The following is a 25,574-nucleotide window of genomic DNA, read 5'->3' as shown; positions in this document are numbered from 1 at the left end:
GGCAGCCGATGCCGGACTCTGAGCGGCAACTGTTCGAAAAAATCCTCTATTCCTTCTCACCGACACCCATTTCCCCCTTGACGTATATCTTTCGATGAGCTTTCATTGCGTTCGTTAACTTTCGAAACGAAACTTAAGCCAATCATGTCGAAACGTAATACGCCTCAACGCCGCCACAACATTCTTGCTTTGCTCAATGAGCAGGGCGAGGTAAGCGTGGACGAGTTGGCCAAGCGCTTTGAGACTTCCGAGGTGACGGTCCGTAAGGATCTGGCTGCGCTTGAAAGCAATGGGCTGCTGCTTCGTCGTTACGGCGGCGCCATCCCCATGCCCCAGGAATTGATTGGCGAGCCCGGCCAGCCCGTTTCCAAATTCAAGCAGGCCATCGCCCGCGCTGCTGTTGCCCGCATCCGCGAGCATGCACGGATCATCATCGACAGCGGCAGCACAACGGCTGCGATGATCCCGGAGCTGGGCTTGCAGCCGGGCCTTGTGGTGATGACAAATTCCCTGCACGTTGCCAACGCGCTGGGTGAACTGGAGCACGAGCCGGTCCTGTTAATGACCGGCGGGACGTGGGACCCGCATTCAGAGTCGTTTCAGGGCCAGGTGGCGGAGCAGGTGCTGCGTTCCTACGACTTCGATCAGCTGTTCATCGGCGCCGACGGCATTGATCTGACCCGCGGTACAACCACATTCAACGAACTGCTTGGCCTCAGCCGGGTGATGGCCGAAGTCGCCCGGGAAGTGATCGTGATGGTCGAGGCCGACAAGGTAGGTCGCAAGATTCCCAATCTGGAGCTGCCTTGGAGCAGTGTCCATACCCTCATTACCGATGACCGCCTGCCTCAAGAGGCACGCGAACAAATTCAGGCTCGCGGCGTAACCTTGATTTGCGCTGCTGTTTCCTAGGAGAAGACCATGTGTGGAATTGTCGGCGCTGTTGCTGAGCGGAATGTTACTGCGATCCTGCTGGAGGGCCTCAAGCGCCTGGAATACCGGGGCTACGACAGCGCTGGCGTAGCGTTATTCAACAACGCCGGGGTGCTCGAGCGTCGCCGCACGGTTGGCAAGGTCAACGAACTGGAGCGGGCACTCGCCGGTGAGCCGGTCGCAGGCCGCCTCGGCATTGCTCACACTCGTTGGGCCACACACGGTGCACCGTTGGAGCATAACGCTCACCCGCACTTCTCCAACGAGCAACTGGCGGTGGTGCACAACGGCATCATCGAAAACCATGAGCCGCTTCGCGAGCGCTTGAAGGGTCTGGGTTACGTGTTCACGTCTGACACGGACACCGAAGTCATCGTCCACCTGCTGCACCATAAACTGCAGGACACGCCCGATCTGGCTGCGGCTTTGAAGGCAACGGTCAAAGAACTGCACGGCGCGTATGGCCTTGCGGTCATCAGCGCACATCAACCGGATCGCCTGATTGCTGCCCGCAGTGGCAGCCCGCTGGTTGTGGGTCTGGGCCTTGGGGAAAACTTCCTCGCCTCCGATCAACTGGCGCTGCGTCAGGTCACCGACCGCTTCATGTACCTGGAAGAGGGCGACATTGCTGAGATCCGTCGCGACAGCGTGCAGATCTGGGACGCCTCCGGCCTGCCAGTCGATCGTGAGATCGTTCAGTACCACGAGGGTGCAGAAGCAGCGGACAAAGGTGAGTACCGCCACTTCATGCTCAAGGAAATCCACGAGCAGCCCAAAGTCGTGCAGCGCACCCTGGAAGGGCGCCTCGGTCAGCAGCAGGTTTTGGTGCAGGCATTCGGACCGCAAGCGGCGGAGCTGTTTGCCAAAGTACGCAACGTGCAGATCGTCGCCTGCGGCACCAGCTATCACGCCGGCATGGTCGCGCGGTACTGGCTCGAAGGCTTGGCCGGCATTCCCTGCCAGGTCGAAGTCGCCAGCGAATTCCGCTACCGCAAAGTCGTGGTCCAGCCGGACACGCTGTTCGTTTCTATCTCCCAGTCCGGCGAGACGGCTGACACCCTTGCCGCGCTGCGCAATGCCAAGGAACTGGGTTTCCTTGCCAGCCTGGCGATCTGCAACGTAGGCATCAGTTCGCTGGTGCGTGAATCCGATCTGACCCTGCTCACGCAGGCCGGCCCGGAAATCGGCGTCGCGTCGACCAAGGCGTTCACTACGCAGCTGGTCGCACTGATGCTGCTGACGCTGTCACTGGGGCAGGTCAAGGGCACGCTGGGCGCTGGCGTGGAAGCAGAACTGGTTGAAGAGTTGCGCCGCCTGCCGACCCGCCTGGGTGAAGCGCTGGCCATGGACACGACCGTGGAGAAAATTGCCGAACTGTTCGCCGAGAAGAATCACACCCTGTTCCTGGGTCGTGGCGCGCAATTCCCGGTGGCGATGGAAGGGGCGTTGAAGCTCAAGGAGATCTCCTACATTCACGCCGAAGCCTATCCGGCCGGGGAACTGAAACACGGCCCGTTGGCACTGGTGGACAGTGACATGCCTGTTGTCACCGTGGCACCTAACAACGAGCTGCTGGAGAAGCTGAAATCCAACTTGCAGGAAGTGCGCGCACGGGGCGGCGAGCTGATTGTCTTCGCTGACGAACAGGCCGGCATGGTCAACGGGGAGGGCACCCATGTGGTTTCCATGCCCCACATCCTCGACGCCCTGACGCCGATTCTGTACACCATTCCGCTGCAACTGCTTTCGTACTACGTGGCAGTGCTGAAGGGTACGGATGTGGATCAGCCGCGCAATCTGGCGAAGTCTGTGACGGTGGAATAAGTTATCCACAGCGTGCTGCGCCGGCTCTTGGGTATCAGAGCAGTCTAAGGTTGTTGATGTGTAGGCAGAGGAGGGCCTACACGCTGGATTGAATGCTTGATCTATACCAGCCATCAGTATGCTGGCCATGCTGCTCAAGGTTTCCCTCGCCGCGTCGATAGCTTCTCAAGTCAATGCGAGCGGCCCCCATGTTCAATACCCGGTTAAAAGACAAAATCCAGCAATTGGAAAAACGGCTGGGGGCTCTTGAGCAGGTCAAGGCAACGCTGGATCTCGAAACCGTATCCGTCACGTTGGATGCGGGAGGCGTCATCCTGGAGGTGAATGCTCTGTTTGAGAAAGAGTTGGGTTTCACCCAGGCTGAATTGTCCGGTCGTGCCCTGCGTGAATTCAGTCCTTCTGAACTGAGCGGTGATGTACATCAGCGTCGGGCTCTTGATGCAGTTGCCCAGGGCAAGCATTACAGCGGCACGTTGCGCCTGTGCAGCCGTGAAGGTCGACACGTCTGGCTACGGGCGATGGTCATACCCTTCGCAGGTGACAGCGGGCGAGTCGAACGAATCGTTTTGTATTCAAGCGTGCTGACGAGGACCATCGAAGCCTCCAGAGAGAATGAAGCGCTGGTGGGCGCTCTGATGCGCTCCACGGCCGTTATCGAGTTTTCTCTGGATGGGTTAGTGCTGACAGCCAATCAGAATTTTCTGGACGCTATGGGCTATACGCTTCCCCAAATCCTGGGCAAGCACCACCGAATCTTTTGCGCGCCATCCGACGCTCAGTCAGAAGAATACGATCGGTTCTGGCAGACACTTAGACAGGCATCCTATGTCGCGGGAAGGTTTTGCCGGGTGGATAAATATGGCAACGAGGTATGGCTGGAGGCTTCCTACAATCCAATCGTGGATGCCAATGGCAAGCTGTACAAGATCGCCAAAATAGCCACCGTTATTACCGACCAGGTCACCCGCGAGCGCGCTGTATCCGAGGCAGCTGGCATGGCCCACGGCACGTCGGTTCGAACCAATGCCAGCGCACAGCAAGGCCGCGAAGTCATTCAGAACACCGTCACGACCCTCAATACGCTTTCGGCGTTGATGGAAGATGCTGCCCATGGCATTGAAGCACTGGATGCCCAGAGCCAGGAAATCGGCACTATTGTCAAAACCATCGGCAGCATCGCGGACCAGACAAACCTGTTGGCTTTGAACGCAGCAATCGAAGCCGCACGTGCAGGGGAACAGGGCCGGGGTTTTGCCGTAGTCGCCGACGAGGTGAGAAACCTGGCCCTTCGAACCACTAAAGCGACGGCGGAAATCTTCGAGGTCGTGAAAAACAACCAGGTTCTGGCGTCCAGCGCCGTGACCATGATCGGTAAAAGCAGGCAGCAGGCCGGCGCGGCGCTGGATTTGGCCAGTGAGGCGGACGAGGTGATCAAGGATATTCAACAAGGTGCCAACAGTGTTGTGGTTGCCGTTGAGCAGTTCTCGGGTCAAGCCGGGCAGTAATGGTTGCTGCAATGCTTCACGTCTGCACCTCTAAGTGACCCCAAGGTAAAGCGCGATCCAGGTGATCTTTATGCTCGATGTTCTCAAGCAATCCATCAACGATCTGCATAAGGTCGACCGGCCCAGGCTTGAAGATGAGTGTGACGCGCTATTCAGCCGGATCGAGCAGGCACGAACAGAAGGGACTGTGACTGGCGAACAGGCGACACAGCTGTTCTATGATGTCCGGAACGAACGTTCACGGTGCTTCCGCAGTGGAAGCCAGCGGCGCATGGGCAATCCCGGAGCTGGCCTCCCATCGCGGGACTCAATTGGCATGAGTCCCATGATTAATTGAAAGATGTTTTCAAAGGCTTGTCCGAACTGAATCAAGCCACCTGGCCCGCGCTTTCAATCTCCCGCGCATGCCCCTTCGCGGTCTTGCCCGCCTGCTGCACGGCCCATTTCATGAACTCCGCTATCGCCCATTCTTCCCGCCGTTCTTTCGCGCAATACACGAAATAGTCGAACTTGAGCTCCGCCGTGGCATTGGTGACTTGCACCAGCCGTTTGCTTTGCAGAGCCTCGGAAGCGAAGACGCTGTTGACCAGTGCGATCCCTTGACCCGCACAAGCCGCACTTATCAACAGGGACTCGTCGCCATAGCTGGAACCCTGAATCATCTTGCGATTGCTCATGCCGAACGCGTTCATCCAGACCTTCCAGTAGTTGCGCTCGGTGTCCTGCAGGAGCGGGAAAGTCAGGCAATCCTGCGGGCTCTCGATATTGCGCTGGGTGCTGAGCAGGTGCGGGCTGCACACGGGGATCAGGTAGGACGACCACAGGTGCGTCGCGTGGTTGTCGCAACAGGCCGCCGTCTCACGCTGTATGCAGATATCCACATGGCCGTGCTTGAGCTCCGAAAGACCGTTACAGATCTGAATCGATATCTCGACGTTGGGGCAGCGCTCCTTGAAGCCGCTCAGTGCCGGGATCAGCCAGGAGCTGGCAATCGTAGAGGTCGTGCTGATCACCAGGCGCGTCTGACGTGGCGCCTTGAGTGCGGCGCGCGACCAGGCTTTTTCGATGACGTCAAAGGTGCCGGCGAGTTCGTCGAACAGGCTGCGTCCGGATGGGGTGAGCTGGATGCCCTTGACGTCTCGCTCGAACAGGCGCCTGCCGATCTGGTCCTCCAACCCTTTGATCTGCTGACTGATGGCGGCCGGCGACACACACAGCTGATCCGCTGCACGTTTCATGCTCCCGGCCTTGCACACCTCAACGAACGTGCGGAGGGCTATCAACGGGATCGCTCTGCTCATCCTGGATACCTCGCCGTGAGTGTGCTGTCAGTGAGCCAAGTGACGGAAAAGCGTCTTGGAGTTGCCATCGGATGAATCCCCAAAGCGTTCTTATCACCCGACGCTGGATATTTCAGGCACAGCCGGGCCCGGCCGGGTGTTTACCCGGAGCCGAAATGAGGTGTAGATAACGGTGCTATCAGGTTGTGGCGGCGCGGTCTTGAGGAACAGGTGCCGGCTTCGGTTTGCTTTGGCTCAACACGAACCAGACAGCCAGGCAGATGAGGCCGCCGCCGTAAAGGTGTCCGGCAGAGAACTTTTCACCCAGGAACATCACCCCCCACAGGACGCCGAAGGGCGGGATCAGGAAGGTCACGGTCAGCGAACGGACCGGGCCGATGTCGGCGATCAGGCGGAAGTACAGAATGTAAGCGCAGGCCGTGCACACGAAACCAACGGCTGCCAGTGATAGCCATACGGTTGAGTCGCCCCAGGTGGCTGGCGGGTTGACGGTCGCGGAGACGGCGAAGAAGGGCAGCAGGAACAGCGTCGCGCCAATCTGGCTGCCGAACGCCACGAGCTTGGCATCCAGTCCTCCCCGATCGCCGATCCACTGACGGGTCAGGAAGCCTGCGGCGCCGTAGCAACTGGTCGCCACCAGGCAAGCGAGTGCGCCCATGGCCACCGATGTGGTGAACGTCACCGGGCCTGTGGTGGTGAGTAAGGTTATGCCCAGCAAACCAAGAAATACGCCTATGGCTTTCTTGGGCGTCAGTGAATCACTGAAAAACACAGAACCTATTAATACGCCCATCAATGGAGTGGTCGCATTCAAGATGGCGGAATAACCTGCGGGCAATAACAGGGCCGCCATGCTGTACATCAAAAACGGAATGCCGGAGTTGATGATGCCAAGGATCAAGGTGGATTTGAACTTGCCGTTGAACTCATGCCGGGTTCTTAAAATGGCCAGAATAACCATTAAGCCAATGGCGCCGAGCAACACGCGAAAGAAAGCGGTCGGCAATGCGCCCAATACCGGTGCAGCAACGCGCATGAACAGAAAACTGGCTCCCCAGATGGCGGCCAGAACAATGAGTCGAACGTAGTCGGAGACTTTCATTGCGCTTCCTTTCTTGATCCGTATCGCTGATCCGCTGACCGAAAAGTTGTTGATTGACGCTCCTCGAGTCAGGGTGTGATGATTTGAGCAGTGTCTAGGGCGGTGCTCAAGCGAGCTTTTCTTAAGCACATTAGATTTTCTTAACCGAGGTCAGGCATGAAATTCCCGCCCCTGCACGCGCTGTTGTGTTTTGAAGCGACGGGGCGCCACGCCAGCATGAAAGGCGCGGCCGGTGAGCTGTTTGTGACCCCTGCGGCCATTAGCCAACAGATCGCCAAGCTCGAAAAAGCCGTTGGCGTCACGCTGTTCATCCGCAACACCAAACGCCTGGAGCTGACGGCCGAGGGCAAGATCTACCTGCGGGCCATTCGTCCCGCGCTCGGGCAGATATCCGACGCCACCCAGCGTCTGATGAGCGACAACGGCCCCAATACAATCACTGTCAGCTGCACCAGCGGCTTTGCGATGCAATGGCTGCTGCCACGCCTGCCTGATTTTCAGGCCATCTGCCCCGGCATCGAGGTGCTGATCAGTACCACCAATCGGCTGGTTGATTTGCTCGGCGACGGTGTCGACTTCGCCGTGCGCCACGGCCTGGGGCGTTACCCCGGTCTGGAAGTGGAGATGCTGATCAACGACCGACTGCAGCCTGTCTGCAGCCCCTCTCTGCTGCCGGATTCCCGGTATCTGTCCTCGCCCATTGACCTGAAAAGCTACAACCTCCTGCACGACGAACACCGCGAAGACTGGGCGTTATGGCTCCGTGCAGTGGGTATCGAAGATGGCGAGGCCGCTGTTCACAAAGGTTCGGTGTTCGTAGATTCCAACGGGGTCATCGAGGCTGCCCTGGCGGGAATGGGCATTGCGCTGGTGCGTCGTTCGCTGATTCGGGAAGAGCTGGCGTCCGGCCGATTGGTCGTACCGTTTCGCGCGACGATCGACACGCCGATTGCCTACTACCTGGTTTATGACGAGACGGCCATTCTTCCCAAATCCAGCAAACAGTTTCGCGACTGGCTAGTGTCTCAGGCCGTCGCCAGTCAGCGTGAATTCACCACGCGATAGTTCGCGATCATCCACCCTCGATTCTGCGTTGAGGCCACTGACGTTTTCCCGGCTAAAGCCGGTCCTGCAGTAATTATGTGTAGGACTGGCTTTAGCCGGGAAGCGGGCAGTGCGTACACCCTCAATTTCTGCGGTGTCATAAAGCGTTGGTTAGTTATCAACGCAGTTAAGTCCTGCTTCAGTGTCCGCGGGTGATACACCCGCGCTGATAAATCCAGTCAACTTACTGATTATTCAAATAATTTAGCCAACGCGTGTTAAGTCAAACTTAACCGCTGCTTGCGGATTTCTAGTTTGCCCACTGGGGCACTTTTCTTCAGTTTATCCCTTAACTGGCACGCGCCCGTCAGCTCAGTCTGGCGCCGATAAAACAGCGAGCAGGATGCTCTGGCTGAAGGAAAACCTCATGACTGATTTCGATATTTTTCGCCCTATGGCGTGGGACAAACTGGTTCATGAATATGACCTGGATGGCGCAAGGTTACTGCCGTGGAACGGCTATCCGACGCCCATCGGCGGTGGCTGGTGCGTCGTGCGACCCCACACCAAATCCTTGTCGCACACCCAGATAGACCAGGAATTCTTTATCGGCATCAAGGGTACCGCTCAGTTGATCGTGGGAGATCAGACCTACCCATTCACCATGGGTGACATCGCGGCCATTCCCAAACACACCGATCACTATGTATTCAACGACACTGACGAAGACTTCCACTTCTACGTCGTGTGGTGGGACCGAGATTCCGCTAACCGCTTTCTCGATGAAGATGCCCGGCAGGCACTGGCCTCCAATGAGTTCGCCCTGCACAAGGCGACGGTTCATGACGTGTCCGATCAGAGGGCGTTGTGATGGGCAAGTTACTCGTGACGATCACGCCGCCCACGCCAAATGGTGATTTGCATATCGGTCATATGGCGGGGCCGTTTCTCGCGGCAGATATCTTCACCCGCGCCCAACGTCAACGCGGTCACGATTGCACCCTCGTCTCATACTCCGATGACTATCAGTCCTACATGTTGCGGCGAGGAATCGAGCTGGACCGGGCCCCTCAAGCACTTGCGCTGGAGAACACCGACAAGATCAACGACACGCTGAAGAAGATGGGGATTGAAGTCGACTTCTGGATGCGCCCGTACGGCAACAGCTACTTCAAGAATGCCGTCGAGGAGATGTACGAGCACGCGGTAAAGGCGGGGGCCATTTACAAAAAAGTCAGCCAGGAACCGTATTGCGAAGACTGTGATAAGTGGGGCTACGAAGCCTTTGGGCGGGGCAACTGCGACCACTGTGGCTCGGACTCGGATGCCAGCCAGTGTGAAGAGTGCGCGCACACGCCCAATGCCTCGAAGATGAATAACTTCCGCTGCAAGTTATGTGCGACGCCCATGATCTGGCGTCCTATTGAGCGTGAATTTCTGGCGCTGTCGAATTTCCGTAACCACCTCAAAAGCACGTTCGAACATGCGCCGCTACGGCCATTCATTCGCCGTTTCCTGGAGGAGGAATTCGAAATCGGTCCGGCGGACTGGGGCATTACCCGGCCTTACGATGGCGGGCTGGATCTCAAGCCCGATGGCAGCCGGCGCATACACACCTGGGTCATGGGCCTGTCCGGTTACTTGGCGGCCTTTCGCGAATACCTCAACGAACACAAGCTTGCGCCGTGGGAGTACGACGAATATTGCCGCTCCGGCAAAGGCCGGCTGGTGCACTTTCTGGGCTATGACTGCGCCTTCAGCCACATGATGGTTTACCCGTCTCTGCTGCAGACCATGCACGGCTATCGCATGCGCCAGACCTTCTACACCAACCAGTTTCTGACCTTGAACGGCAAGAACCTTTCCACCAGCCGCAACTATGCGATCTGGGCGCGGGACCTGGTGGCCGACGCCTGCACTGACAGCGCGCGCTTCTATCTGGCGTTGATCGCGCCGGAGCAGGACACCGATGACTTCGATGTCGAGAAGTTCTCCGCCTGGCGTGAACACACCTTCAACGAGGTCCTGGCCAAACTGGCCACCCAGGCTGAGCGCGAACGGGTGGACGGCGACAGCCTGAAAGTCAGTGCGGCAGACGCTGCGGCCCTCAAGATTCTGGTCGCGCGCTGGTTCGAAGCCACGTCGGTGGATCATTTCAGCATGAAGGGGCTCGCCGTGCTGCTGTCGGACATCATCAACGCCGCCCGTGATCGTCAGACCCTCGGCAAGCGGATTCTGCCGTACATGGCGCTGATCGGTGCCATCGGGGCGCCGGTGTTCCCGGATCTGGCGAAACAGATCCTGCGCTATTGCCGCTTTACTGAAAAAGAAGTCCTGCAGCAGCTGGTGTATGTCAGCGCGGTCGAGTACGAAATCTGACCGAGAGGCGCGCGACGACGATGAAAACTTCATTTGATGTGATCGTGATCGGGGCCGGCATCATGGGCGCTTCGATCGCAGCGGCGCTGGTTGAAAGCGGCCTCGATGTGGCGCTGATGGAGAAAGGCATCGCTGGCGCCCAGGGCGCAACGCGGGACACGGGCGGCATCGTTCGCGGTCTGGAGCTGGACGCCGCGCTGCGTCCGTTGACCCGGCGCGGATCACTTTACGGCAATCCAGGCATCGTCCACGCCTTCTACGAAAGCGCACTGAATCGCAGTGGCGTCGCTTACATCGCCAGCGCCGAAGTGTGCGGGCAATACCTGGAGGCGGTGGACAGCGAAGGCTGCGAGGGCATTGAACTGCACGCCTCCGTCGATGCATTGGATAACGGCCGTTTCTCGCCATTCTGCGCCGGGGAATGCCTGCTTATCGAACGCAATGGCGGCACGGTGGATGCCCGTGTCACGGTTTCGAACCTGTGCCGCTACGTTAGTGAAAAAGCAACGTACCTCGATCACCTTGCCGTGGATCGCTGCGTCGAACTGGACGGCCATGTTCAGGTTCATGCCGGCAAGCTGTGTCTGGAAGCGACGTGGTTGGTCGATGCCTGTGGCGCCAGCGGCCCTTTGCCCCGGCCGAGCAACGCCGTGCACGCGCGGACGATCCCCTTCACGCGTTTCGGCTGCGACCAGGCTCCGAGCATGCCGATCGTTGCTCACCATCTGAATACCTACCTGCTGCCGCTGGGACGCAATCTTGTGCAAGTGGGCGGCCAGCGACGGCAGCGCGCAGAACATGCGGATCAGCTGAACATGGCGCCGCTGGATAACGAGCAAGACGTCATGGACCGCGTCTCTCGTCTCGGCTACGACCGGCACCACAGTTTGCCGGTGGTCACACAGGTCGGCTGGGACGCGTACACCGAAGACGGTCGCCCGCTGATCGGCCGTTCCAGCGCCAAGAGCCACGTCTTTGTAGCCACCGGATTTTGCGGGATCGGCTTCAAAATGGCACCCAATGTTGCCGAGCTGCTGGCATTCGAGCTGGGCGGATTGACGTCCGGCGTGTCGATGGATGCGGCGTACAGATCGGTCATGGAAGCGTTCCGCCCTTCGCGGTTTGCCGAGGTCGCCTTGTCATGATGCGCCTGGGTATCTGCGCGGCACTCGACGTCGGCACCACACTGCACGCGCGCGGTTTCTTGCGCAGCGTGTACCTGTCCAGCCATCTGTTTCCCCACGTGCGCCGCGCGCGCCATTTCTACTTTGATGACGGAGCGAGCGCAGCGGGCGGCCGTGCGGCGGCGAGGCATTTCATCGACGCGAAAGTGGATGCTGTGATTGGTCACTTCGCTTCGGACTCCGCCGCCGCAGCAGTGGAAAGTTATGCACAGGCGGGGATTCCGCTGATATTGCCCGCGTCTACCTGCGCAGCCTTGACCTGCGCTGGAGAAACCACGTTCCGCATTTGTGCGTCTGACCGACTCCTTGCCACGCGGTTGATCGAGTTTGCCGAATCTGAAGGCCTGCGCCGGCTCGCTTTGTTCACTGACCCGAGCCTGCACGGGCGCCAGCAGATGCAGGAGCTGCATGCAGCCGGGCAGTTATCCACCGTCGAGCTGGTAGACGATGTGAATAACGCCGACGCTCTGGTGTTTTGCGGACGTTTGAGAGCCAGCCGCCAGTTCCTTGTGGATAACCGCGCTGCTGGCTGTGAATTGCCGATCCTCTTTACCGACGACGCCGCATCTCCTGCGCTGGTGGAAGGGATGGCGCAAACCGGCACGGTGTATGTCATCAGCTTCCCCATCGCGGGAGATCTGGCTGAGGCGCAGTCATTCGATGCGACTTATCAACAGGTCTACGCCGAACAGGCGCCGGTTTACGCCGTCGAGACGCTTGCAGCATTTGCCTTGGTGGACCGAGCCGCCGCTGATCAGCGCGAACTGCTGGACGCGCTACGTTTTGATCACTTTGCCACCCCTGCCGGCCCTGTCAGCTTCCGCGACGGGGAGAACAATCACGCGCGGGTTTCGCTGTGGGTTTACACCGACGAGCACGCCCATGAACGACGTCTGCTGTGTTGAAGCGGCCTGCCCAAACGCTTGCCACGTCTTTTGAAACTTTCAGGAAGAATAACCATGACTCAGTATGAAACCGAAGGTGTGCGTGAATCGCTGGACGTCATTTCGGTCGGCTTCGGCCCGGCCGGTATCGCACTGGCTTGTGCGCTGGAAGATGACGCGGAAGACAACGGCAGAAAGCCTTTCCAGCGCGTGCGGTTCTTCGAAAAAGGGCGTGATTCAACCTGGCATGGCGCGTTTCTGCTGGCCGGTACAGACATCAACCACCATGTGTTTCGAGACCTGGTGACGCCGCGCAATCCGCGCAGTCGATTTTCCTTCGCCATGTACCTGAAGGAAAAGGGGCGGCTGTACAAATTCGGATTGCTCGGACGTCCGGCCAGCCGGGTCGAATGGTCCGACTACATCGCATGGGTCGCTGCGCAACTCCAGGACTACGTTGCCTACGACGAAGGCGTGCTCGATGTATTACCGGTGGCGGAAAAGGGCATCCTGAAGGGCGTGGATGTCGTAACGGCCAAGGGCACTTATCGCACGAAGCGGCTGGTGCTTTCCCACGGCAGCCTGCCCCGGATACCGAACGCATTCAGCCCGCATCTCGGCGGTCGTGTCTTCCACACGTCCCAGTACCTGAAAAACATCCACCTCGGCGGCGGTCCGATCGCCCAGCGCTGGCTGGTACTGGGCTCGGGTCAGAGCGCGGGCGAAGCGGTGACGCACTTGCTCGGTGCCGCGCCCACCACGCAGGTGCATTCGGTGCACCGCGGTGTGGGTTTCAAGGTGGGACAGCTGGGACAGTTCCCCAACATGGCGTTCCTGCCGGAGCACATCGACTATTTCCACGACCTTGAGCCCGGCAGACGCAATCGGGTATTCGAAGACATCCGGTCGACCAATTACGCAGGCATCGACGTCGACGAGAGTCAGGCGCTTTACTCCTTCCTGTACGAAGGCGAGGTCACGGGGCACCGACGTCTGAACCTGCACGCATGGTCCGAAGTGACGTCGGTAGAAAAGGTGGGCGATGCCTATTCGGTGGTGCTGCGTGACAGCAATACCGGCGTTGAAACCGTGCTGTACGTCGACGGGATTGTCCTGGGCACCGGCTACGAACAGCTCGCAGTGCCGCCGCTGCTGACCCTGCTGCAACCCTGGCTGGTGCGCGACGAGGACGGCACGCTTGCGGTCGACCGGCATTACCGCGTTGCCCTGCAGCACAGCGAGGGCGTGCAGATTTTGGCCAACGGCACGTCGGAAAAGACCCACGGCATCAGCGACGCTCAGTCATTTTCCATGGTCGCCCTCCGTGCGCAGCACCTGACCGATGCGTTGCTGGCGACCCAGCCCCGGCAGCGCGCGCCGGTGGTGACCATGCCGAGCTACACCCGGCCTGCACGCATCGAGGCACGGCCATGAACTTCATTTCCCACATCGTCGGCGATTCGAACTTCGTCAGGGTAAAAGGCCTGGGTTTTGAAAACCTGCACCTGAAGCTTGAGTCCTGCAACCCCGCGGGCTCGATCAAGATGAAGACGGCCATCGGCCTGATCGATTCCTACGCCGAGCGCCGACTTATCCACAAGGACACTGTTCTCATCGAGTCCTCGTCCGGCAACCTCGGCGTTGCGCTGGCAATGATCTGCGCCGAGCGGGGCTACTCGTTCTGCTGCGTCGTCGACCCCAACACCAACCTGCACAACATCAAGATGATGGAAGCCTTCGGCGCACAGATCGTCATCGTCACGGAGCGCGATGACAACGACGGTTATCTGGGCACGCGCATTCGGTACATCCGCGATGCCGTGGCCCGTGATCCCCGTCATCTCTGGCTCAACCAGTACAGCAACCCGGCCAACGCCAAGACCCATGAGCACACCACGGCACGGTCGATTCATATCGCGTTTCCGGCGCTGGACTATCTGGTCGTCGGGGCTGGCACCACCGGCACCTTGATGGGCTGCGTGCAGTATTTCCGCAAGCATTCGCCGCGCACCAAGATCATCGCGGTAGACAGCGCGGGTTCGGTGACTTTCGGTCAGGCGCACGGTCCGCGCTTCATTCCTGGACTTGGCTCCAGCCAGATGCCGCCGATATTCCGCGCCCACCACTTGCACAAGCAGCAAGTGGTGGATGAGCGCGCCACTGTCGCCATGTGTCGCTGGCTGGCGAAGTCGAACGGCGTGCTGGCGGGAGGCTCCACCGGGACCGTGGTGGCAGGGTTGGCAGCGCCCTCGCTGGGGATTCCCAAAGACGCCGTTGTCGTGGCGATCTCCCCGGACGCCGGCGAGCGTTACCTTGAGACGATCTACAACGATGAGTGGGTGAGGCAGAAGTTCGGACGTGCGGAGCTGACTGCGCTCAGCTCGCAACCGATCACTCGGTATCTGAAGCAGTACGTCCACACGTTCGAGGGAGAAGCGCTGAATGTCTGATTTTCACGTGATCCCCGGCGCTGTCATCAAAGACATCCTCGACAGCCACGCCCACGACATGGTGCGACGCATTGAGCAGGTGTATCTGCAGCACCATGACGGCCAGACGCTCAACCCGGACAGCTATTTCCTGCGTTTCCCTCAACAACCTGCCAACCGGATCATCGCGCTGCCGGCGGCGCTGGAGGGAGAGGATGCCGTGGCCGGGATCAAGTGGATCTCCAGCTTCCCCGGCAACGTCGCGCAGCAGAAGCCGAGGGCGTCAGCCGTGGTGATCCTCAACGACCGCGAGACTGGCTATCCCTTCGCCTGCCTTGAAGGTGCGCAGATCAGCGCAGTGCGAACGGCTGCTTCGGCGGCGTCGGGCGCTTACTGGCTCAACGGTCAGTCACGTAAGGCTGCATGCGTAGGATTTATCGGGGCTGGGGTAATTGCCCGCACCATCGCGCGAATGCTCAGCGTTGAAGGATGGGATATCTGCCACGCCGTTGTGCACGACTTTGACATGGCGTCTGCAGACGCTTTGACAGGGTTTATCGAAAATGTCGACTTATGCACAGCCCGGACTGGCTCGCTGGAACAGGCGTTGGCAGCCGATCTGGTGATCTTCGCCACCACGGCCGGCGAGCCCTACGTCAAACCGCCTTTGGAATTTCGCGCCGGGCAGGTTGTGTTGAACATTTCGTTGCGGGACATCGCGCCCCAGTTGCTACTGGAGGCGAACAACCTCTGCGACGACGTCGAGCACTGCATGAAGGCCAACACGTCGCCGCATCTGGCAGAGCAATTGACAGGCAGCCGCGCGTTCATGAACGGCACGCTGGCCGGCCTTATTCGTGGTGAGGTCGAGCTTGATCCCGTAAAGCCCTCGATTTTCTCGCCGTTCGGCCTTGGCGTGTTGGACCTGGCCCTGAGCAAATTCATCGTCGACACCGCGCTGGCAGAATCCCGAGGCGTCGCCATCGAATCGTTCTTCGGAGAAACCCAGAGATGGAACTGAGTGCAGTGCTGGCCGGCGAAAAGTTATCCCCAGGGTCGGATAAACCCGCCATCAGAATCGGCATTGTCGGCTGCGGTTCACGCGGGCTGACGGTGCTGGAGCGTATCTGTGCGCTGGCGGCTGGAACTACCCGGCGCATAGAGGTCAATGTATTTGACCCTCAGCGTCCGGGGCCAGGTTTGCACGCTGTCGATCAGCCCGAATACTTGATGCTCAACACCGTCGCCTCGCAGATTTCGATGTTTCCGGACACGGCCGCCCTCAATGGTCACAGGGGACGACAAGGACCGAATTTTTACGAGTGGTGCCTGCGTCATAAATCTTCAGAACGCAGCGTGCAGCCCAATGAGTTCCTGCCGCGCAGCTGGCTGGGAGAGTACTTGGCGTGGACTTACGAGGAAGTCATTCGCAGTCTGCCCACACACGTGCGCGTCATTCATCATCCTCACGCTGTGGATAACATAGAGCACACCGATATGGGCCAATTTGTACTGTCCACAGCCGAGGTGGAGTGTGCTGTGGATTGGCTGGCAATCACAGTGGGTCATGCGCAGCGGTTGCGGGATAAGGGTCGGGAGCTGCCCGGATCGTTAGCAACGGACCAGCACCCTAGTTCGCCTCATTTTGAGTTATCCACAGAAGCGGTTGGCATCGAAGGACTAGGCTTGACCGCCATGGACGTCGTTGCCGATCTGACGGTCGGGCGCGGAGGCCAATTCAGCAAACGGGCGGAAGGCTTGCTCTACGAGCCCAGTGGACAAGAGCCGCGGATCTACATGTTCTCGCGCAGCGGTCTGCCATACCGCACACGGCCGGACATCGTGCCCCATCGGACCTCGAATGCGGCGCTGATTTTTACATTGTCGGCGGTCGCTGATCTGCGAACGGAAAACCCTGACGGCCTGGATTTCGAGCAGCAGGTCCTTCCGTTGATCAAAGCTGAAATGCTCGCGGAATACTTTGGGATGATCGCCGCTCAAGAAGGTGAGTCGCCAGTGAGGATCAAAGCGGACGTTGCGCGCGCGTATTACTCAGGCCGGCTTGAAACCATGTCGTCAGAAATGACAGCACGTTTCAACTCGCCGCCGCTGGACGAGGCTGTGTATAACCCTCGCATGTCGATCATGGAATCTGCTGACTACGCCCAGGCCATGCGTGCATTGATCGAGCGCGACATCGGGCAGAGCCTTTTGGGACTTGATGCAAGCCCGATCAAAGCCGCGGTTGAAGTGTGGAGAAGTTGTCGCGAGCAGCTCCGCCGCGTTGTGGATAACCGGGGGCTGACAGCTGATTCAAGCCGTGTTTTTTTCGGAGAGTACGCGCCGCACGTCAATCGAATGGTGGCCGGGCCGCAAAAGGAACGTCACCAGGAGCTGCTGGCTTTGGCCGACGCAGGAATTGTCCATTGGGTGCGCCATGCTCAAGTTATCCACAGTGCCTATGGAGCGGGGCCCGGAGTGGTGCTCGCGGGCAATCTGGCGATGCCTTTACATAGAATTTTTAAGGCTCACGTCAGCACTGCCTGTGACATATCGTCGCTGCCAAAGATCATTCGCTCTTTAAAGAGCAACGGAATTATCCACAGCCTGGCCAAGAACGGTGAGGGCGTGCTTGTAGACAGTGAAGGCAAAGCACAACCGAACCTGTGGATAACCGGCCCACTGGTGGAAGGGTCGACCTACTACAACCACTATGTCCCGTCTTCGGGCAGTTATTCCCGTGCCTTCGTCGATGCCGACCGAATTGCTCGTGAGATGTTGGGGTTGAATGTTGAGGTCAAATCGACGGTTTAGAGGCTATCTTCAGCGCTCTACCGCATTCGCGCATAGGAGACGCCTAGAAAGGTTTGGTGGCGATGACCTCTAGAGCATGCTGCTGCTTCAGCATCCACGAGGCGGATGCTCTGCACCGAGCTTCTACCAGTCCGATGATGATGCAGAAGTCGGCTTGGAGATCTCGACTGAAAATAGGTTCGTGGTGGGCAATGCGATTTCTGAGCAGTCGCACGTTGTTCAGGTTTTCAAATATCTTCTTGCGGTTTTCTGAGGTCGTATTGGCGGGCTCCAGGTTGGGAAAGACTTGGATAAGACACGAGTTCCAGATTCGATCGTCATGCCGGCTGGTAAACATTTTCTCCCAGAATACGAATTTTAGTTCGGCGACAATCTGGCCTGCAGTGCTGCGCTTCGACTTAAGGCGCTGCAGGTCTGTTAGCGGGTTGTAGCCGGGGCCTGCGCACCGAGGAAGGCTGCGTTCGAAGCCAGAACTCCATGGCCAGGAGGGTCCGTGAATTAGTTCTAATGCGTCAGCAACGGCGTTGCGAACAACGACTTCACATATATGCAGGGGTGTGAGCAGTGCGCCCGATACGCGAGCGTTCCAAGCGTAAAGTGCCAAAGCCTCTTCACCCCCGAACCCGGCAGCCGCAGCCGCACTTCGATACGTTGCCATCCGAGCCGATGAGAGGGCGGTCGAGACAGCGCAGGTTTTTTGCATTGACTTGATAAACCTATGTCCATATAGTTTTTTTACTAGCCACGGGATACGCGGGTGCATGCACCTCCCCCCGAGGACAGACGAAGTAACAAGAACCCCACCTCTCGGTGGGGTTTTTTTTTGAGGTCGGCATTGTACTTTCCAGGTCTGGGATGCGCGCTGCCTACTGTTCCAAGGTTACAAAATTGCTGGCTCATCGGTCGGGCTGCTTTCACTTCGCCCTCTGCATCCCCGGCAAGTACTTGCGTCGAATGCGCTCCAGCTCACCCGTTTTGTTCAAGCTGTCGATCGCGCTGTTGATCCGCGGTAACCACGAGGCGTATTGCGGCTGAAGTTTGAACACCAGCGGCGCTTCGCTGAGTCGTGCGCCCTGGACGAACTGGCCGGGATCGAGATCATTGCTTGAAATCAGCTCATCAAAGATGTCGTCGACCATGGCGATGGCGTCGACGCGCTTGCTCTGGAGCAGCTTGATCAGCGCCTCGTCTTTGGAGGTTTCCAGCCGGGTCAGGCGGCGCTTCTCGATGGCCGGGTCCAGGGCCCGGTAGTTGTAGCCCCGAACCATGCCGATCGTGAGGTGCTCAAGTTGGGCGATGGTCTGGCAGCGCGCAGGGTGATCGGCCAGAAAGTACAGGTGCTCTTTGACCGTGGAGTAGGGTTTGGAGAACACGTATCGGCGTTGCTCTTCAGGGCCGTTCCAGATCAGCGAGTCAGCGTAGTTGATATCAATCTCGCCCTTGCGCAGCATCGACTGCAGGCGGTTGACCGGGTAGGTGACGAAGGTAACCTCCAGGCTGGCCAGCTTCATTACACGTCGCGCGATGTCGATGGAGATCCCTGCCAGGCGACCGTCCGTGTCTTCGTAGGCATAGGGCTTCCACTGGGCTCCGCCCGCGACATACGGTTCAGCCACGGCTGGCAGCATGAGCAGCCCAAGCACACAACCAACGATGAATCTTCCTCGAAGCCCCATACGTTCCCCCGGCAGCGTGTCTGCCCCAGATCGTAAGGTAGCAGCAAGACATGTCCAGTAAATGTCGTATTGCCACTATTCGTCGCTGCAGCACATAAAAAACCCGCGCTGACAGGGTCAGGCGGGTTGGCACAGGTGCGGTCGTCAGGCGTTGCGGATCAGACGTCAGGGCTTAGGCGAATGATTTTCGGAAACTCCGTCAGCGTCAGCCGGGCGGAGCAGCGCTGGGCATCGCACACCCACTGCTGCGGGGCGTCGGTCATGCCTTTGTCTGGCGTTTGCGTATCGAGGATGCGCATCGGTCTGTTTTTCATGGCTGGAGCGCTGATGGTGACTTCGTGCTCGCGACCGCTGACCCAGGCCACCAGAATCCGCTCGCGGCCATTGCTGAATACCAGTTGGAAGACGCCGTCGGACTGCAGGCTGTTAGCCGACTCGTAGGTGAAATCAGGCAGGTAAGGGCCGATGGCCTTGAGCACCGAATAAGCCGGTTTCGCACGGAGGTTGATATCGAGCAGGCCGAAGTTGTGCTCTTGCTCGGCACGGTTGGTGCCATCGTTGATCAGGTCATACCACCACATGCCTTTGACGTTCGGCAGCGTGCGGATGAGGAAGTAAGCGCGGGCCAGGTATGCAGACTGGCGCTCGGGGCTGACGCCGCAATTGCCATTGTGGCTCGGCCAGCTCATCTCGGTCAGATACAGCGGGACCGGCCTGCCGACCTTAGCGGTGATTCGACGGTCCAGATCCCGCATCCAGCCGACCCAGCTTTCCGGCGTGTTGCGGTAGCTGCCTTCGCAGTGCACATAGGGATGCAGCGAGAGGCCATCGGCGTACTTCATCACCCCCGCGGCCAGGATGCGGTCGACGAAGCCACTCTTGATACCCAGGTTCGTTACGGCGCCGGCGAGTATGAGCGCCTGGGGATTGTTTTTGCGGATGATGGGTGCCGCGTCACGGACCAGCGCGACGTAGTCATTGCTCAGGCGCGCATCAGCCGGGCCGTCCAGGTCCCACTCGTTCCAGACTTCATAAAACTTGACCGGATTGCCCAACTGGCGAGTGAGGTAATCCACGTAGTTCAGGTAAGGGATCTTGACCTCAGGCTTGCGCGGCTTTGCGCCGCCCTGATATGAGCTGCCGTATCCCAGAATCACCATCGGCGTGAGATTCAGTCCCTTGGCAGAGCTCAGCCATGCGCGCCACGGCGCAATGATCTGCATCTGGCCCCGCACCGGTTCGGCCGTAGACCAAAAGGCGTCATCGCGTATCGACTTGACGCCCGCCTCGCTCGCCATCTGGAGGCTGCGCAGCGGTTGCCCGGTGTTATTCATCGAATGGGTGGCAACGCCGACGATAAACGGCTCGGCCAGCGCGACGTTGGCGGCGAACAGGGCCGCAATCAGTGCCAGAGCGCCCAGGCCGATGCTGCGGATGCTCATAGGGTTGCCTCGATCAACTCAGACCCGGCAGGCCGTTCCATGTGGGTACCTCATGGGGCTTTGGGGCCGGCAGCCTGCCCCGCGATTTCATGGCCAGCGCATGCCCGATGGCCATGCCCAGGAACATGTTGGCGAGGGTCACCTCCAGCGTATCGGTCGTCCAGCTGACAATGCAGATGCAAAAACCTGTCACCAGCAACGCCTGGCCGTAGCGGCTGGCACTGTCGGCCAGGATGAAAAATAACGGAATGTGCAGGGCGTAGAGAAACAGCCCGGCCAGACCAAACGTCGCCCACAGGTAAACCACGGTGCTGTCGGACACCATGAAGATGTCAGCGCCGGGAACCGGGAAGGCGGCTACGGCGCTGCCAACCAGGCCGAAGCCCACACCGGTGAACGTTCGATCATCGTCCATCAGCGTCCGAATGACGTTAGGCCAGGTGTTGATGAGTCGGTCGTAGATGGACGCCAGCGAACTGGTGGCCGAGATCTTGTTGGGATCGAAGTCGGTCATCATCGCCACGAAGGGCAGCGACATACCGAGTACGACGGCGACAAGGATGGTCGCCCGGGCCGTCCAGCGAAACCGCATCATCATCAGCAGACCGGTTCCGCCGATGAACGCCAGTGCTGGCGCTTTACTTGTGGTCAATATCACCCCGGCGAAGCCGATCACGCAGACCGTCAAACCCAGCAATTTCGAGCGCAGGGTCGCCATCAGGTAAAGGCTGAGAACCGAGATGATGATGGCCAGTGAGCTGGAAATCCGCGCAAAACCCGCCGGGCGGTCCATGTCTTCGGAGGCCCATGCCGTGTTGGCGCTCAGCTCGGTACCGCCGACGGTGTAGCTGTAGCCCTTCCACGGCAGACTGACATACCGGTCGAGGGCAATACCGCCCAACGAAGCCAGCAGGCAGAAGGCAATCGCCCACATGAACAGGCGCTTGTGGCGAATGATCTGGTCGCCGCAGGCGATCCCGAAAAGCAGCGGGCTGATCCCGTATAACGCGAATGCGAAATTCCCGGCCTGGGCGCCATTCAGCGCTGCCCATCCTGCCGACAGCAACAGCACCAGCAGGCTCAGCCAGACGCCCGGCCCGGCCTTGAAACTGCGCAGTTCAAGTGCGAAGAACAGCAGACACGCGATCTTCGGTGCGTAGAGCAATACGGAAATCCCTGCCTGATCCAGATAGAAACGCAGGGCTCCGTTGAAGGTCTCCACCAGCATCAGGCTGATCGCAACCAGCGCGATTGCCGTGGATTTATTGAATGAAAGCAATGAAGGTTTTTCAACGTAAACGGGGGAAGTCGACATCATGTGCAGCCCCTCGGGAGCATTTGTACGTGTGATAAGCGTCAGCGTGCGAAGCAAAAAGCCGTGCGGGAAAGGCTACTCCCCGGGCAGCGCGGGTATAGCCATCGACGGCGTGCAATCGCGATGATTTGGGTGGTCGCAGCGGGAGAAATGAAGAGCGTTTCGGTTCCCTTGCGAGCGGCGCGACAGGGGTATATCAGCCGCAGATCGGAAGGCTGTCAATCAATTAGTCAAATTTTCGGACGTATTTAATCAGCGCTAAATATCGGAGCTTGTAACTTGTTGATTTAATTAGGGGATAGAAAATTGGCGCTGTTAAAAAGAGAGGAAATTGTCGTCGATTAACGAGTTTCTATGACTCATTTTCGTTACAAGTGCGGCGTATCCACCGCTGAGTATTCAGCGGCGAATACGCCATTTCCCAAGGTTGAATCGCGCTACGCCATTAGCCGATCACGCTCACGTGTAGCGACGCTTGTCCGCTGCGGGCGGAAAATACTGGTACAGCCAGGTCTCGCTCAGCGTGCGATCACCGGTTTTGATGAACATGCGCATTTCCACCGGCTCCACGGAATCGCTGGTCGGGTACCAATCGAACGTCACGCGGAAACCCTTGATGTCCGGGAGCACCAGCACATTGAAATCCTGGACTTTGCCGTGTGACACGGTGACCACTGGCTCGATGCCCGAACCTTCCGGCAACCGGTCCAGCCCGCCACCGTTGAAGTCCACGGCGAAACGGCGCGCCCAGACGTCCGGGTAGTGCTCGCCCGGTGCCCAGCCTTCGATGAAACCGCCCATGCCCGAGCGCGTGGCGTGCACCTGAGCCAGTGGCGTGCTGACCGGGGGCAGGGGGCTCCAGTAGAGCTTGTAGCCGTAGTTCATCGACATGCCGGCCTTGACCGGCACTTTCGGGTTCCAGAACGCGACGATGTTATCCAGGGTTTCGCCGGTGGTTGGCAGTTCCAGCAGATCGATGGAGCCTTCGCCCCATGCCGTCGTCGGCTCGACCCACAGGCTTGGCCTGCGGTGGTACCAGTCCACGGTGTCCTGATAGGTCTTGAAATCGTGGTCGGTCTGCACCAGGCCAAAGCCCTTCGGGTCTTTGTCGGCAAAGGCGTTGAACTGGATCTTGGCCGGGTTATTAAGCGGACGGCAGATCCATTCGCCATTGCCGCGCCACATGGCCAGCCGGTCGGAGTCGTGGATTTCCGGGTGAAGGGTGTCGCACATGCGGCGTTCGTGCGTGCCGCAGCTGAACATGCTGGTCATGGTCGCAATGCCCAACTGCTCGATGTCAGCCCGCGCATTGATGTGCGCGTCGATGTCCATCACCACGCGGTCAGCCTGGCAGTCGATGTCGAAGCGGTACGCGCCCGTTGCACTGGGAGAGTCCAGCAGTGCGTAGACCACAAACCGTGTGGCGTCTTTGGTTGGCTTTTCGAACCAGAACTGTGTGAAGTCAGGGAATTCTTCAGGGCTGTGGGCGTAGGTGTCGATCGCCAGACCCCGGGCGGAAAGACCGTATTGCTTATTACTGTCGATGGCGCGGAAGTAGCTGGCGCCCAGAAACGACAGGATGTCGTTGATCGCGATCTCGGGGGCCTTGAACAGCTTGAAACCGGCGAAGCCCAGGTCGCCCTTGAGCTGACTCTGGTCGATGCGACTGGCTTCGTAGTTGAACAGCTCGGGGCGGAAATGCACTTCACGCGCCTGCTGGGTTGCCGGGTCGACGCTGTACATGCGCACCGGGGTCTTGAAGCCCGCGCCGACGTGGAAGAAATGCACGTCCAGTTGGCCTTTCACGTCATTCCACAGTGAATGGCCGGCGTCGTACTTGATCGCGTTGAACTGCTGAGGCGTCATGTTCGCCAGGGTAGGCGGCAGTGTCTGTTTGGTGCTGACGTAAGGCTTGCCGGCCATCTGTTTGGCGTTGTCCTGCAAGGTCTTGAAGTCAAAGTGTTCGATGTCGCCATCGGCCGCCGCAGCCAGTGCGCGTGCCGCATAAAGACCTGAGGCGGGCAGCGCGCTGTAGGCTGCCAGCGCCATGGACGCTTTCAAGAGATTCCTGCGATTCATATGGTGAAGCCTCTGAAGATGCTGTGCCTTCCTGCACAAAAAAGTGCGCTTTCCCAATCCTTGCCGAACGCAAATTACCAACAAACAGATAACAATCTCGGCATCTTGTTCGCGCAAAGGGAAAAAAATCGTTTCAGGGCACAACCGATTTCGCTTCAATGTATTGCTCGCGCGGCCGATTTGGCCGCGCATTTCAAGCCTGGGTAGTATGCCCCCCGACAGCCATCGCTGCCTGCCGCAGCGCCTCGGACCGTGTCGGATGGGGGTGGCAGGTCAGGGCAATGTCCTCGGCGGAGGCGGCGAACTCCATCGCCACGCAGTACTCCGCGATCATCTCGCTGACGCTTGGGCCGACGAGGTGTACGCCGAGAATCTCATCGGTTCGCTCGTCCGCCAGCACTTTCGCGAAGCCGTCTGTTTCGTGATTGACCTTGGCGCGGCTGTTGGCACTGAACGGGAATTTGCCCACCTTGTAAGCGCGACCTTCCTCCTTCAGTTGCTCTTCCGTCTTGCCGACGCTGGCCAGTTCGGGCTGGGTGTAGATGACGTTGGGGATCAGGTTGTAATTCAGCTCACCCTTCTTGCCGACGATTCGCTCGACACACACGCCGGCTTCATCCTCCGCCTTGTGAGCGAGCATCGGGCCGGACGTCACGTCGCCAATGACCCAGATGCCATCTACCGCCGTTCGATGCCCCTTGTTGGGCAAAACGCCGCGCTTGTCCACCTCCAGGCCGACGGTTTCCAGGCCCAGCCCTTTCGTCACCGGGCGACGGCCGATGGACACCAGCACGTAGTCCGCTTCGATCTGCTCGGCTTCGCCACCGGCGGCGGGTTCGACGGTCAGCGTGACGCCGGTTTCCGCAGCGACGGCAGAGGTGACCTTCGAGCCGAGTTTGAATGCCATGCCCTGACGCGACAGCGAGCGATGCAGCGTCTTGCCCGCCTCAAGGTCCGTGCCGTGGGCGACATGGTCGAGAAATTCGATCACCGTCACCTTCGCCCCCAACCGGCGCCAGACCGAGCCCAGCTCAAGACCGATGACCCCCGCGCCAATTACCACCAGATGCCTGGGCACCTCGCTCAACGACAACGCGCCGGTGGAATCGAGAATGCGTTTGTTGTCGATGGTCACGCCTGGCAGGGGCGTCGGCTCGGAGCCGGTGGCGATGATGATGTCCTTGGCGGTCAATTCGGTTTCGGCACCCGCAGCGTCGGTGACGATGACCTTGCCGGGCCCGGCGAGGCGGCCCCAGCCTTTGATCCAGTCGGCTTTGTACTTGCGAAACAGAAACTCGATGCCCTTGGTCAGGCCCGTCACGCTTTCGACCTTTTGCGCCATCATCTGGGTCAGGTTCAGCGTCGGCGTGACCTCGATGCCGAGCTTCTTGAATTCCTCGCCCGTCGCCGCCTCATACAGCTCGGAGGCGTGGAGCAACGATTTCGAAGGAATGCAGCCCACGTTCAGGCACGTACCGCCCAATGTTTCACGGCCTTCGATGCACGCCACTTTCAGGCCTTTCTGGCCCGCATGGATCGCCGCGTTGTAGCCGCCGGGGCCGCCACCAATGATGACAACGTCGTAATGACTCATGAACGTACTCCTTGAGGGAATCGACAATGGAGGGAAGCGTAGCCGTGTCTGGGCAAATGTCGCTCGTCA

General features: G+C 59.2%; 21 protein-coding genes and 1 pseudogene. 14 read left to right on the top strand and 8 right to left on the bottom strand.

Annotated features, from left to right (window positions below; translation table 11 throughout):
• Positions 1–141 precede the first annotated feature (141 nt).
• From AC0Z8Z_RS16565 to AC0Z8Z_RS16545, 5 genes and pseudogenes are all read left to right on the top strand, one after another.
• Positions 142–912: a DeoR/GlpR family DNA-binding transcription regulator gene (locus tag AC0Z8Z_RS16565; RefSeq protein WP_485619882.1), complete on the top strand. Its 771-nt coding sequence runs from the start codon at positions 142–144 to the stop codon at positions 910–912.
• A gap of 9 nt (positions 913–921) precedes the next feature.
• Complete coding sequence (gene glmS / locus AC0Z8Z_RS16560) at positions 922–2,757, top strand: glutamine--fructose-6-phosphate transaminase (isomerizing) (RefSeq protein ID WP_485619812.1); 1,836 nt, start codon at positions 922–924, stop codon at positions 2,755–2,757.
• A 173-nt stretch (positions 2,758–2,930) separates the two neighbouring features.
• A pseudogene (locus tag AC0Z8Z_RS16555) lies at positions 2,931–3,722 on the top strand (PAS domain-containing protein); the annotation flags it as partial.
• A 30-nt stretch (positions 3,723–3,752) separates the two neighbouring features.
• The gene (locus AC0Z8Z_RS16550; RefSeq protein ID WP_485619881.1) at positions 3,753–4,262 is read left to right on the top strand and encodes a methyl-accepting chemotaxis protein; all 510 of its coding nucleotides are present in this window, start codon (positions 3,753–3,755) and stop codon (positions 4,260–4,262) included.
• 70 nt (positions 4,263–4,332) lie between these two features.
• A complete protein-coding gene (locus AC0Z8Z_RS16545; RefSeq protein WP_122534249.1) occupies positions 4,333–4,599 on the top strand; it encodes a hypothetical protein in 267 nt (88 codons plus the stop codon).
• Between the two features lie 31 nt (positions 4,600–4,630).
• Here the strand turns inward: AC0Z8Z_RS16545 and AC0Z8Z_RS16540 are convergent, their stop codons facing one another.
• Together AC0Z8Z_RS16540 and AC0Z8Z_RS16535 are read right to left on the bottom strand one after the other, a co-directional pair.
• Positions 4,631–5,563 (bottom strand): LysR substrate-binding domain-containing protein, encoded by a 933-nt coding sequence (locus AC0Z8Z_RS16540; protein ID WP_485619811.1) that lies wholly within the window; start codon positions 5,561–5,563, stop codon positions 4,631–4,633.
• Positions 5,564–5,741: 178 nt separating this feature from the next.
• A complete protein-coding gene (locus AC0Z8Z_RS16535) occupies positions 5,742–6,665 on the bottom strand; it encodes a DMT family transporter (protein ID WP_485619810.1) in 924 nt (307 codons plus the stop codon).
• Between the two features lie 156 nt (positions 6,666–6,821).
• On the opposite strand from AC0Z8Z_RS16535, the gene gcvA reads away from it, so the two are divergent.
• The 9 genes from gcvA (at position 6,822) to AC0Z8Z_RS16490 (ending at position 17,399) form a co-directional block, all read left to right on the top strand.
• The gene (gene gcvA / locus AC0Z8Z_RS16530; protein WP_122534246.1) at positions 6,822–7,730 is read left to right on the top strand and encodes a transcriptional regulator GcvA; all 909 of its coding nucleotides are present in this window, start codon (positions 6,822–6,824) and stop codon (positions 7,728–7,730) included.
• A 406-nt stretch (positions 7,731–8,136) separates the two neighbouring features.
• Positions 8,137–8,580 (top strand): cupin domain-containing protein, encoded by a 444-nt coding sequence (locus AC0Z8Z_RS16525; protein ID WP_485619809.1) that lies wholly within the window; start codon positions 8,137–8,139, stop codon positions 8,578–8,580.
• Positions 8,580–10,088, top strand: coding sequence for a methionine--tRNA ligase (locus tag AC0Z8Z_RS16520; protein WP_485619808.1), 1,509 nt, complete (start codon positions 8,580–8,582; stop codon positions 10,086–10,088). The genes AC0Z8Z_RS16525 and AC0Z8Z_RS16520 overlap by 1 nt, the downstream gene beginning before the upstream one ends.
• A 20-nt stretch (positions 10,089–10,108) precedes the next feature.
• Positions 10,109–11,233, top strand: a complete 1,125-nt coding sequence (locus tag AC0Z8Z_RS16515) for an NAD(P)/FAD-dependent oxidoreductase (RefSeq protein WP_485619807.1) — start codon at positions 10,109–10,111, stop codon at positions 11,231–11,233.
• Positions 11,230–12,177 carry an ABC transporter substrate-binding protein gene (locus AC0Z8Z_RS16510; protein WP_485619806.1) on the top strand — a complete coding sequence of 316 codons (948 nt, stop codon included), beginning with the start codon at positions 11,230–11,232 and terminating at the stop codon, positions 12,175–12,177. Before AC0Z8Z_RS16515 ends, AC0Z8Z_RS16510 begins: the two co-directional genes overlap by 4 nt.
• Positions 12,178–12,231: 54 nt before the next feature.
• Complete coding sequence (locus AC0Z8Z_RS16505; protein ID WP_485619805.1) at positions 12,232–13,590, top strand: SidA/IucD/PvdA family monooxygenase; 1,359 nt, start codon at positions 12,232–12,234, stop codon at positions 13,588–13,590.
• On the top strand, positions 13,587–14,606 hold the full coding sequence (gene sbnA / locus AC0Z8Z_RS16500; RefSeq protein ID WP_485619804.1) for a 2,3-diaminopropionate biosynthesis protein SbnA: 1,020 nt from the start codon (positions 13,587–13,589) through the stop codon (positions 14,604–14,606). The genes AC0Z8Z_RS16505 and sbnA overlap by 4 nt, the downstream gene beginning before the upstream one ends.
• Positions 14,599–15,606, top strand: coding sequence for a 2,3-diaminopropionate biosynthesis protein SbnB (sbnB, locus tag AC0Z8Z_RS16495; RefSeq protein WP_485619803.1), 1,008 nt, complete (start codon positions 14,599–14,601; stop codon positions 15,604–15,606). Before sbnA ends, sbnB begins: the two co-directional genes overlap by 8 nt.
• Complete coding sequence (locus tag AC0Z8Z_RS16490) at positions 15,597–17,399, top strand: FAD/NAD(P)-binding protein (RefSeq protein WP_485619802.1); 1,803 nt, start codon at positions 15,597–15,599, stop codon at positions 17,397–17,399. Before sbnB ends, AC0Z8Z_RS16490 begins: the two co-directional genes overlap by 10 nt.
• A gap of 43 nt (positions 17,400–17,442) precedes the next feature.
• Here the strand turns inward: AC0Z8Z_RS16490 and AC0Z8Z_RS16485 are convergent, their stop codons facing one another.
• From AC0Z8Z_RS16485 to lpdA, 6 genes are all read right to left on the bottom strand, one after another.
• Positions 17,443–18,162, bottom strand: a complete 720-nt coding sequence (locus AC0Z8Z_RS16485) for a hypothetical protein (protein WP_485619801.1) — start codon at positions 18,160–18,162, stop codon at positions 17,443–17,445.
• Positions 18,163–18,313: 151 nt separating this feature from the next.
• The gene (locus tag AC0Z8Z_RS16480; RefSeq protein WP_485619800.1) at positions 18,314–19,015 is read right to left on the bottom strand and encodes a substrate-binding periplasmic protein; all 702 of its coding nucleotides are present in this window, start codon (positions 19,013–19,015) and stop codon (positions 18,314–18,316) included.
• A gap of 218 nt (positions 19,016–19,233) precedes the next feature.
• The gene (locus AC0Z8Z_RS16475; RefSeq protein WP_485619799.1) at positions 19,234–20,517 is read right to left on the bottom strand and encodes a hypothetical protein; all 1,284 of its coding nucleotides are present in this window, start codon (positions 20,515–20,517) and stop codon (positions 19,234–19,236) included.
• Positions 20,518–20,530: 13 nt separating this feature from the next.
• A complete protein-coding gene (locus AC0Z8Z_RS16470) occupies positions 20,531–21,835 on the bottom strand; it encodes an O-antigen ligase family protein (protein ID WP_485619798.1) in 1,305 nt (434 codons plus the stop codon).
• A gap of 456 nt (positions 21,836–22,291) precedes the next feature.
• On the bottom strand, positions 22,292–23,911 hold the full coding sequence (locus AC0Z8Z_RS16465) for a glucan biosynthesis protein D (RefSeq protein ID WP_122534234.1): 1,620 nt from the start codon (positions 23,909–23,911) through the stop codon (positions 22,292–22,294).
• A gap of 193 nt (positions 23,912–24,104) precedes the next feature.
• Positions 24,105–25,505 carry a dihydrolipoyl dehydrogenase gene (gene lpdA, locus AC0Z8Z_RS16460; RefSeq protein WP_485619797.1) on the bottom strand — a complete coding sequence of 467 codons (1,401 nt, stop codon included), beginning with the start codon at positions 25,503–25,505 and terminating at the stop codon, positions 24,105–24,107.
• Positions 25,506–25,574 lie beyond the last annotated feature (69 nt).

Source organism: Pseudomonas sp. 1L-C-7-B-C1 (genome assembly GCF_057291635.1).
The sequence above is the reverse complement of the archived record's forward strand: the minus strand, read 5'-3'. Positions and strand labels throughout refer to the sequence as shown.